This is a genomic window from Lysobacter enzymogenes, assembly GCF_017168095.1.
GTDB classification, from domain to species: Bacteria; Pseudomonadota; Gammaproteobacteria; order Xanthomonadales; family Xanthomonadaceae; genus Lysobacter; species Lysobacter enzymogenes_D.
The window spans coordinates 1-10521 of record NZ_LXSD01000332.1 but is presented as its reverse complement, the minus strand read 5'-3'; the positions used below and the strand labels follow the sequence as shown (position 1 = coordinate 10521).

Below are 10521 nucleotides of genomic sequence, written 5' to 3'. Positions count from 1 at the left end.
CGGGCCTCGGCGCCGGCGCCGCGGCCGGTGCCCGCGGCGAGCGCCGCGACGCCCAGCGCCGCAGCGCCACATAGAACACCGGGGTCAGCAACAGGCCGAACACAGTGACCCCGAGCATGCCCGCGAACACGGTGATCCCGGTCGCCGCGCGCACTTCGCTGCCGGCGCCCTGGCCGAGCAGCAGCGGCACGGTGCCGGCGATGAACGCCACCGAGGTCATCACGATCGGACGCAGGCGCAGGCGGCAGGCTTCCAGCGCCGCCTCGACGATGCCGCGGCCCTGCGATTCCAGCTCGCGGGCGAATTCGACGATCAGGATCGCGTTCTTGCACGCCAGCCCCATCAACACCACCAAACCGACCTGCACGAACACGTTGTTGTCGCCGCCGTCGAGCCACACCCCGACCAGCGCCGACAGCAGCGTCGCCGGCACGATCAGGATCACCGCCAGCGGCAGGGTCCAGCTTTCGTACAGCGCGGCCAGCACCAGGAACACCAGCGCGATCGCCAGCGGGAATACGAGCAGCGCCGCGCGGCCCTGGGTCGCCTGCTGATAGCTCAGGTCGGTCCATTCGATGCGCATGCCGCGCGGCAGCGTCGTCTCGGCCAGCTCGGCCAGGCGGCGCATCGCCTGCGCCGACGAGAGCCGGCGCGGGTCGGCTTCGCCGGCCAGGTCGAAGGCCGGATAGCCGTTGTAGCGGATTACCGGATCCGGCCCGTAGGTCTCGCGCAGGCTCACCAGCGAGGCCAGCGGCACCATCCCGCCGCGCTGGTTGCGCACTTGCAGGCGGCCGACGTCTTCGACGCTGTCGCGGTGGCTGCCGTCGGCCTGGGCGATCACCTGCCAGGTGCGGCCGAACTGGTTGAAGTCGTTGACGTAGGCCGAGCCCAGGTAGGTCTGCAAGGTGTCGAACACCTCGCTCAGCGCCACGCCCTGGGCCTTGGCCTTGCTCCGGTCGACCTGCGCGTCCAGTTGCGGCACGTTGGCCTGGTAGGTGCTGATCGGATAGCCGAGCCCGGGCACCTGCGAGATCGCCGCGCTGTAATCGTTGAGCGCGCCCTGCAGCGCGCCGTAGCCCTGGCCGTCGCGGTCCTGCACGTACAGCGCATAGCCCGAACCGGTGCCCAGGCCGAGGATCGGCGGCGGCATGAACGAGAACGCCAGTCCCTCCTGCAGGCCGGCGAACCTTTCGTTGAGCTCGGCGTTGATCGCCTCGGCGCTGCGCGTGCGCGCGGCCAACGGCTCGAGTTCGAAGAACAGCGTGCCGGTGTTGGGCGTGTTGGTGAACTGCAGCGGGTTGAGGCCGGGATAGCCCTCGGCCGCGTGCACGCCGGGCGTGGCCATCGCGATCGCGCTCATCTTGCGGATCGCCGCGTCCGTGCGCGCCAGCGAGGCGCCTTCCGGCAGCTTGATGCCGCCGATCAGGTACAGCTTGTCCTGAGTCGGGATGAAGCCGCCGGGCACCGCCTGGAACATCGCCGCGGTCGCCAGCAGCAGCGCCAGATACACCGCCGCCACCGCGCCGCGGCGGCCGAGCAGGCGCGCCACCGCCGCCTGGTAGCGCTGCGCGCCGGCGCCGAACGCGCGATTGAACGGCGCGAACAGCCCGCCGAACAGGCGGTCGATCAGCCGCGTCGGCGCATCCTTGGCCGCGCCGTGCGGCTTGAGCAGCAGCGCGGCCAGCGCCGGCGACAAGGTCAGCGAATTGATCGCCGAGATCACCGTGGAAATGGCGATGGTCGCGGCGAACTGGCGATAGAACTGGCCGGTGACGCCGGACAGGAACGCCATCGGCACGAACACCGCGCACAGCACCAGGGCGATGGCGACGATCGGGCCGGACACTTCCTTCATCGCCTGGTGCGCCGCGTCCAGCGGGCTCAAGCCGCGTTCGATGTTGCGCTCGACGTTCTCCACCACCACGATCGCATCGTCCACCACGATGCCGATCGCCAGCACCAGCCCGAACAGGCTCAGCGTGTTGATCGAAAACCCCAGCAGGTACAGCGCCGCGAACGTGCCGACCACCGACACCGGCACCGCCAGCAACGGGATGATCGACGCGCGCCAGGTCTGCAGGAACAAGATCACCACCAGCACCACCAGCAGCACCGCTTCGGCCAGGGTCGTGGCCACCGCCCTGATCGAATCGCGCACGAACACGGTCGGGTCGTAGACGATGCGGTACTGCAGGCCCGGCGGGAAGCGCTCGGCCAGCTCGGCCATGCGCGCGCGCACCGCGTCCGACAGGGCGATGGAGTTGGCGCCGGGCGCTTCGAATACGCCGATGGCGACCGCGTCGAGATTGTCGAGCTGCGCGCGCATGGTGTAGTCGCCGGCGTCGAGTTCGACCCGGGCCACATCGGACAGGCGCACGATCTCGCCGTCGTCGCCGGCCTTGACCACGATGCGCTCGAATTCGGCCTCGCTCTGCAACCGGCCCTGGCTGTTGATCGGAATCAGGTAATCGCTGCCGCCTGGCATCGGCTCGGCGCCGAGCTGGCCGGCGGAGACCTGCACGTTCTGCTCGCGGATCGCCCGCACCACATCGCCTGCGCTCAGGCCGCGCGCGGCGATCCGGCCCGGGTCGAGCCATACGCGCATGGCGTAGTCGCCGCTGCCGAACATCTGGGTCTGGCCGACGCCGGGCAGCCGCGCGAGTTCGTCGCGAAGCTTGAGCGTGGCGTAGTTGCGCAGGTACAGCGAGTCGTAGCGGCCGTCGGGCGAGACCAGGTGCACCAGCAGGGTCAGCGTCGGCGATTGCTTCTGCGTGGTCACGCCCTGGCGGCGCACGTCTTCGGGCAAGCGCGCCAGGGCCTGGCCGACCCGGTTCTGCACCTGCACCTGGGCCTGGTCGGGATCGGTGCCGGGCTTGAAGGTGACCGTGAGCACCAGCACGCCGTCGGTGCCGGCGACCGACTTCATGTACATCATGTCCTGCACGCCGTTGACCGCTTCTTCCAGCGGCGTGGCCACGGTCTGGGCGATGGCCTGCGGATTGGCGCCGGGATAGACCGCGCGCACCACCACCGTCGGCGGCACCACGTCGGGGTATTCGCTGACCGGCAGGTTCGGCAGCGCGATCAGGCCGGCGGCGAAGATCAGGATCGACAGCACCGCGGCGAAGATCGGGCGGTCGATGAAGTAACGGGACACGTCCATGGCGGCCTCCCGGGCTGCGCGGACAAAACGAGGGGGCGGCCGGCGCTGCGGCGCCGGCCGGATTCGGACAGGAGTCGGCGAAGCGGGCGCCGCGCGGGCGCGCGCGCTCAGGCGTTCGCTGAGTCTTCGACGGCGAAGCTGCGCACCTGCGTGCCGGCCTCGCGCATGCGGCGCAGGAAATACGCCGGGTCGATCAGCAAGTCGGGCGTGTACAGCCCCGGCGCGGGCGCGGCGGCGCCGTCGAGGCCGAGCAGGCGCTCCACGCCCAGGGCGATGCCGAGCGCGGTCAGCGGCGCCTGGCCTTGCGGATGCACCAGTTCGTGGCGCTGGCGCACGGCGCGGCCGTCGGCGTCTTCGCCTTCCAGCTCCAGCACGATCTCGGTGGAGAACGCTTCGCCGCGGCGACGGCTGGCGCTTTCGCCCAGGGCCATGTCGAGCCGGATCGACTGCGCGTCGGTGGCCGCGGCCAGGCTCACCACGTCCATCGGCGAGTAGGCCGAGGCCGGCATCGGCGTGCCGTCGACGCTGGTGCCGACGCGGGCGGCGTCTTCGCCGCGCACCCAGCGCCACTGGCCGCGATCGAGGATCTGCGCCGCCGCGGCCGTGGTCAGCCGTTCGTAGTCGGCGGCCGCGGCCGGGCCGCCCATGTCGTGCTCGTCGAGCAGGGCGAAGATGCCGATGCGCTCGACCCTGCGCAGCGCCGCGGCGAAATGCAGCGCCGGCAAGGTCGCCGCGCCGGCCAGCCAGTGGCTGGCCAGCAGCATCGGCGAGCGGCCGGGATGGCGCAGGTGCCAGCTCACTTCCGGCGCGATCTCGAACGAGCCGCTGGAGGTGCTGACGTACGGCAGGCGGCGATGCAGCGCGTACTTGAGCGTGTTCAGGCGTTCGTCCTTGACGAACACGACCACCGCGCTGAAGCGCGCATCGGCCGGCAGGCCGAGGTCGGCGCGCTGCAGATCGACCACCACCGCTTCGGCGTCGCGCAGGCCGGCGGCGACGGCCTCGGCGCGGCCGCGGTCGCGCCCGCCGATGGCCAGCTTGAGCGTGGGATGCAGCCGGCGCAGCGCCTGCGCGCCCTGCGCGCCGACCACGCCAGAGCCGCCGACGATCAGCACCGGCGCATGCTCGGCCGCCAACGCGGAATGGGGGGTGAGGGTTTGCGCAACGGATTGAGCAGGGGAAACCTGGGCGTTCATGATCTCGGACCGGGTAGGCACCGCGCCCGCGCCGCGCCCCGATGGCGCCGGCACAAGCTACGATTGGTAAGTTACCAATAGTAAGATACAATCCCGGCCACGCTGTCAAGCGCGATTCGCACTTCTTTCCATCCCGACCGCACCACCCGCCCCCGCACGAGAACCGCCGCATGAACGCCCCCGCCAAACGCCTGCCCAAATCCGAACGGCGCGAACAGTTGCTGGAAACGGCGCTGGCGATCGTGCGCGAGCAAGGCACCGACGCGCTGACCCTGGGCTACCTGGCCGAACGCGCCGGCGTCAGCAAGCCGATCGCCTACGAGCATTTCGGCACCCGCTCGGGCCTGTTGATCGCGCTGTACCGGCGCATCGACGAACGCCAGGCCGCGACCGCGGCGCGCGATTTCGAACGCACGCCCAAGCGCCTGGGCGACGTGGCGCGGCTGATGGGCGAGAGCTACATGAGCTGCTTCCGCACCGCCGGCCCCGAATGCCACGCGATCTTCGCCGCGCTCAAGGGCGACGTGGACATGGAGCGCGTGCAGCGCGAACTCACCAAAGGCTACGTCGAGTTCTACCGCGGCCTGCTCGCGCCGTACGCGAAGGTCGACGAGGCCGAGTTGCGCCGGCGCTGCATCGCCATCGTCGGCGCCGGCGAAGCGCTGTCGCGCGAGATGAGCCTGGGACATGTGCAGGAAGCCGATGCGGCGGCGACGCTGGCCGGGCTGATCGAGGCCACGATCCTGCACGCCTGATCCATGCCCTGCGCGCTGAAACGCATCCGCTGCCCGACCTGCGCGTGCTCCGGCATCGGACCCGCCTCGTCACGCGCGAGGCCCCGGACTCCGGCTAGGATGGAACGCCGCGGCCGCCGCCGGCTGCGCGCCGCTCGCAGGCGCCGCAGGCGCGCCGCACCGAACACCCCGCATTGGATAAGGACGATCATGAGCAGGATCCGTTTCGCCGCTGTCGCCGCCGCCCTCCTGGGTTCCGCCTGCCAGGCGCCGCAGGCGCCTCCGTCGCCCGAATCTGCGCAAACTGCGCAAACCGCGCCGGCCGCCGCCGCACCGGCAAGCCAGGCGCCGGCCGCCGCGACGCTGGACCTGGGCCAGTACGTCAAGGCCGACGACACGCTGCTGGCGCGCAAGGAATTCGACCTGCTCGGCGACGGCAACCCGCAGACCGTGCTGATCGTGCGCCACGGCGGCAAGGACGCCTCGCAGATGTATCCCTGCCAGTTGCTGATCCTGCGCAAGGACGCGTCCGCCTACGCCGTCGCCGCCAGCAGCGACAAGGTGGTGGACTGCTTCTTCAACGAGGTGGCCAAGAACGCCAAGGACCTCAGCGACAACCTCAAGCTCTCCAGGGACAGCCTGGTCTACGTCAACCAGGGCGAGAAGAGCAGCACCACCTACAGCTTCAAGTATTCCGCCGAGACCTCGGGCTGGCGCCTGGATCGCGCCGAGAGCCACTACAGCGTGCCCAGCGAAACCTCGGACGATCTGGACAGCTACGAGGAAACCGCGGCCTACCCCAAGGACTTCGCGCTGATCTCGCTGGCCGATTTCGATCCCGCGCGGATCGAGGACGCCATGCGCGCGAACAAAAAGAAGACCCCCTGAGCGCGCCCCCGCGCCCGAGCCCTACACCAACAAGGAGCGTTGCATGCCCGCCTTCAACCAATCCTCTGCGCTGATGCTGAAAACCGCGATCGACTCGGGCATCACCAACCCGAAGGAACTCGCGAACATCATGGGCAACGCGTCGGTGGAAACCGCCGGCTTCAAGACCATGCACGAGCGGCTCAACTACAGCTCGGCGGAAAACCTCATCAAGGCCGTCAGCTCGACCGACGAGCGCTTCTCAATGAAGGAAATCCGCGAAGCCATCGCCAGCAAGGATCCGCAGCGGATCGCCACGATGGCCTACGAGAACCGCAAGGACCTGGGCAACACCGAGCCCGGCGACGGCTGGCGCTTCCACGGCCGCGGCTACTTCCAGTACACCGGACGCGACAACTACACGCGCTACGGCGAAAAATTCGGCGTCGACCTGGCCAACAACCCGGACCAGGCCGCCGAGCCGAAACTCGCCGCGAAACTGGCGGTGGCTTACTGGAAGGACAAGGTGCCCGAATCGCTGCGCGACGATCCGCGCCGCGCCGGCGCGATCATCAACGGCGGCCCCAACGGCGCCGACGCGCGGGTCGAGCGCTCGCAGTCGTGGGCGAAGGAGATCACGCCCGAACTCGTCGAAGGCGTGCGCAGCGGCAAGATCAGCCTCGACCAGCTCGCCACGATGGGCACGCCCGAACCGAGCAAGAAGCGCGCGGCGATGGCCGACGGCATGCTCAGCCAGGGCGAGCGCGGCGCCGAGGTCAAGGCCTTGCAGAAAGACCTGACCCGCCTGGGCATCGACGGGCCGGGCGATCAGCCGCTGAATCCCGACGGCCGCTTCGGCCCGGGCACCAAGCACGCGGTCGAGGAATTCCAGCGCACGCACGGGCTCAAGGAAACCGGCATCGCCGACAAGGACACCTTGAAGGCGATCAAGCAGGCGGTGCAGCAACAAGACCCGGCCGCGCCGACCCGCTCCGCGCAGCCCGACGCCGCCCCGCCGCAGCGCCCGGCCAACGCCGCGCCGGAACGCGCCGGCGCGGCCCTGCTGTCGGATCCGCGCAATCCCGATCATGGCTTGTACAAGCAGGCGATGGACGGCCTCGACAAGCTCGGCGGCCGCTCCGGCCTCAACCCCGAACAGAAGCAAAACGCCGCGGCGATGCTCGCTTACGAGGCCAAGGTGTCGGGGCTGGACCGCATCGACCACGTGGCGTTGAGCCAGGACGGCAAGAAGATGTTCGCGGTCGAAGGCGGTTTGCAGGATCCTTCGCACAAGCGCATCGTCGCCGACACCGCCCAGGCCGCGGCGCAACCGGTGGCGCAGACCAGCCGGGCGATCGAAGAGGACGCGCCGGCGAAGAAGGCGACGCCCGAGCCTGCGCAGCAGCAGTCGCGTCCCATGCAGGTGTGATCCGGCGCGCCGCGTCCGTCGTGCGACGGGCGCGGCGCGAGCCGGGTCGGGATCAGTGGCAACTTCCGCCGCCGCCTCCGCCGCAATCGCCGCCGCCGCCGTCACCGCCATGGCAGCTGCCGCCGCCATCGCTGCCATGACAGCCGCCGCCATCGCCGCCATGAAAACCGCCGCCGGCGTCGCCGCTGTAGTACGAGTCGCCGCCGCTGCCTCCGTTGTGTCCGGATGCGATCTGGATATTCAGCCAGATCGCAGCGGCGCCGCTGGCGCCCGCACTGCCGAAGCCGCGGCGGCCGCGTTCGGCCGACACGATCCGCACGCCCAGCAGCTGCGGCCGGGGCCAATCGCTCCAGATCAGCACCGCGATCGCGCCGAGCGCCGGCACCAGCCACACCAGCAGGGTCTTTGCGACGCGGGCGGAGGTTGGCGCGCGCTTGTCCCGCCAGACCTTGGCCGTGACCAAGGTGTTGAACGCGCAGCACATCGCGACCAGCAACCACAGCATCGAATCCATGTCCGTCCCCGCCGTCGTCGGTTGCGGCCGATGGTGACCGCAATCGCGCCGGCCGTGCGTGAACGATTCGCTAAAAAACCTGGATTCCGGCGCGACGGCGCGTGTGAATTCCAGCAGCGCAACGCTGCGCGCGCGCGCTGGCGTCGCCGCCGCGATCGCGCGATCGATCCGGCCGGCGCGCTGTTCGCCGCGCCGTCCATCCGTCCAACCCAGCGCCCGCGCAACGGTGTAGCACCCCGCCGGCCGCGCGACTGAACCGGTTCTGGCGGCTCGCGCCGCGGCCCTCGCGGCAGGGTTGACCCGGGCGCATCCGGCGAGGATCATGCGCCCCGCAATCCTCCCTTCCGCCCACCAGAGGCCCCCTTGGACAGTCGATCTAGACCTTCGCTGCAGCGCTCGCGCTGACGGATCGCTTCAGGTCTGGGATGTCCCAGGTCGGCTCCGTTCGCGCAGAACGAAGCCGAGTCGCACGTAACCCGCATCGCCTTTCTCCCACGCCCGTCCGACGCGGCGTGGGCGCGCGCTCGTTTTCCCACGCACTGCAGTTCCAGCGAAGACCGCTTCCCGGTGGCCTTTGGCGGTTCCGTTCGTCCGGAGCGCGCCGATGCCTTTTCGTTTTTGCCTGTTTTTCCTGTGCGTGGCGTTGCTGCTGCACGCCGGCGCCGCGCGCGCCGGCGCCAGCCTGTACGTCGACGACGCCGCCACCGTCGAGCGCGGCCAGTGCCAGCTCGAAAGCTGGCTGCGCCTGGCCGCGCCGGCGCGCGAGCTGACCCTGGCGCCGGCCTGCGATATCGCCGGCACCGAACTCGGCCTGAGCCACAGCGATTACGCCGCGCCGCACGCAGCGGCCGCGCAGGGTCTGAGCGCCAAGCGCGTGCTGCACGCCGCCGACGGCTGGGCCGTGGCGGCTTCGCTCGGCGCCAACTGGAGCGGCGGCCGCTACGACGGCTGGAATTTCAATCTGCCGCTGACCCTCGGTCCGGCCCCGAACGGCCCGCGCCTGTGGCACGTCAATCTCGGCTGGAACCAGCCGCGCCGCGGCCGCGCCCGCGCCACCGCCGGCATCGGCCTGGAACAGGCGCTGGCGGCGGACTGGACCGCACTGGCCGAGCTCTACGCCGACCCGCACGGCGACCTCGGCGGCCAGCTCGGACTGCGCCGCGCGCTGGGCGCGGCGGCCAGCCTGGACCTGCTGCTCGGCGACCGCGAGCGCGATGCGCGCGGCCCCTGGCTGACCCTGGGCTTCAATCTCGCGCTGCGTTGAACGCCGCGCCCCGTCGACCGGTCGAACTCACCGCAAGGAGGACGCCATGACCCTGCTGCACTTCCCCCTGCACCGCGCCCGCACCGCGCAGCGCGGCCTCGCCCCGCTGCTGCGCCTGGCCTGCGCGCAACTGCGCGCGCGCGAAACCGCCAAGCCCGACGCTGCGCTGATCGCGCAATGGCGGCGCTCGCCGACCAGCGGGCGGCTGGAATGCCGCTGGGTGCGCGCCGGCGCCGCCGACGAACCGCCGGGACGAACACCCATCGCACGCCACGCCCTGCGCGCGCCGCGCCGCGCGCCTTCGCTCCGCTCCACCGAGGCCTACGCCGATGTCCGTGTTCCGTCCGTTCTCGCTGCTGCCGCCGGCGCTGTTGCGCCAGCGCTGGTGGCCCAACGTCTATGACCTGATCGCCTTCGCTTTGCTGATCGCCTGCGCCGTGGCGCTGGCGCATGCGGCGATGGAAACCCGCGCGCCGCTGGCGGCGTTGCACGCCGATCCGATCTCGCTCGATCCCGCGCGTCTGCCCGACTACGCCCTGCGCACGACACTGCGCATGTTCGCGGCGATGCTGGCGTCGCTGTTGTTCACCTTCACCATCGCCACCTGGGCGGCCAAGAGTCCGCGCGCCGGGCGCCTGATCGTGCCGGCGCTGGACATCCTGCAATCGGTGCCGGTGCTGGGCTTTCTGAGCTTCACCGTGACCGCGTTCCTGGGCCTGTTTCCGGGTCGGCAACTCGGCGCCGAATGCGCGGCGGTGTTCGCGATCTTCACCAGCCAGGCCTGGAACATGGCGTTCTCGTTCTATCAGTCGCTGCGCACCTTGCCGCGCGATCTGGACGAGGTCGCGCGCGGCTTCGGGCTCAGCGCGTGGCAGCGGTTCTGGCGCCTGGACGCGCCGTTCGCGATGCCGGGGCTGGTGTGGAACGCGATGATGTCGATGTCCGGCGGCTGGTTCTTCATCGTCGCTTCCGAAGCGATCACCGTCGGCGATACCACGGTCACGCTGCCGGGCGTCGGCTCGTACCTGGCATTGGCGATCGCGCAGCAGAACTTCGCCGCGGTCGGCTGGGCGGTCGCGGCGATGGCGCTGACCATCGTGCTGTGCGACCAGTTGCTGTTCCGCCCGATCGTGGCCTGGGCCGACAAGTTCCGCAGCGAACAGACCGCGAGCCAGCAGCGGCCGCGCTCGTGGGTGTACGAGCTGATCCGCCGCACCCGCGCCGGCAAACGCCTGCTGCGGCCGCTGGCGTGGCTGTGGCAGCGCGCGATGTGCCTGCGCTTTCGCGCGCGCGCGCCGGTGGCGGCGACGGGCGACGCCGCGCCGGCCTCGCCGTGGCCCGACCGACTGTGGCT

Annotated in this window: 9 protein-coding genes; 6 read left to right on the top strand and 3 right to left on the bottom strand. The window is 70.7% G+C overall.

The window, feature by feature from the left end:
• Both A7A76_RS11855 and A7A76_RS11850 read right to left on the bottom strand, forming a co-directional pair.
• The coding region (locus tag A7A76_RS11855; RefSeq protein ID WP_206411378.1) for an efflux RND transporter permease subunit at nt 1-3163 on the bottom strand (3163 nt) is incomplete at its 3' end.
• Between the two features lie 107 nt (nt 3164-3270).
• Entirely contained in the window at nt 3271-4359 is a 1089-nt protein-coding gene (locus A7A76_RS11850) for a hypothetical protein (RefSeq protein ID WP_206411377.1), read from the bottom strand.
• Between the two features lie 170 nt (nt 4360-4529).
• Between A7A76_RS11850 and A7A76_RS11845 the strand changes: the two genes are divergently transcribed.
• The 3 genes from A7A76_RS11845 to A7A76_RS11835 all read left to right on the top strand — a co-directional run bounded on the left by A7A76_RS11845 (nt 4530) and on the right by A7A76_RS11835 (nt 7389).
• Nucleotides 4530-5114, top strand: a complete 585-nt coding sequence (locus tag A7A76_RS11845) for a TetR/AcrR family transcriptional regulator (RefSeq protein WP_206411376.1) — start codon at nt 4530-4532, stop codon at nt 5112-5114.
• Between the two features lie 189 nt (nt 5115-5303).
• Complete coding sequence (locus tag A7A76_RS11840) at nt 5304-5981, top strand: hypothetical protein (protein ID WP_206411375.1); 678 nt, start codon at nt 5304-5306, stop codon at nt 5979-5981.
• 43 nt (nt 5982-6024) lie between these two features.
• Complete coding sequence (locus A7A76_RS11835; RefSeq protein WP_206411374.1) at nt 6025-7389, top strand: XVIPCD domain-containing protein; 1365 nt, start codon at nt 6025-6027, stop codon at nt 7387-7389.
• Between the two features lie 52 nt (nt 7390-7441).
• Here the strand turns inward: A7A76_RS11835 and A7A76_RS11830 are convergent, their stop codons facing one another.
• Nucleotides 7442-8227 carry a hypothetical protein gene (locus tag A7A76_RS11830; protein ID WP_206411373.1) on the bottom strand — a complete coding sequence of 262 codons (786 nt, stop codon included), beginning with the start codon at nt 8225-8227 and terminating at the stop codon, nt 7442-7444.
• Nucleotides 8228-8507: 280 nt separating this feature from the next.
• Here A7A76_RS11830 and A7A76_RS11825 point away from each other — a divergent pair, with 280 nt between their 5' ends.
• The 3 genes from A7A76_RS11825 to A7A76_RS11815 form a co-directional block, all read left to right on the top strand.
• The gene (locus A7A76_RS11825; RefSeq protein WP_206411372.1) at nt 8508-9167 is read left to right on the top strand and encodes a hypothetical protein; all 660 of its coding nucleotides are present in this window, start codon (nt 8508-8510) and stop codon (nt 9165-9167) included.
• 46 nt (nt 9168-9213) lie between these two features.
• Entirely contained in the window at nt 9214-9570 is a 357-nt protein-coding gene (locus tag A7A76_RS11820; RefSeq protein ID WP_206411371.1) for a hypothetical protein, read from the top strand.
• Nucleotides 9497-10521 (top strand): ABC transporter permease subunit (locus A7A76_RS11815; protein WP_206411370.1); only part of this gene is annotated, 1025 nt, incomplete at its 3' end. The genes A7A76_RS11820 and A7A76_RS11815, both read left to right, overlap by 74 nt.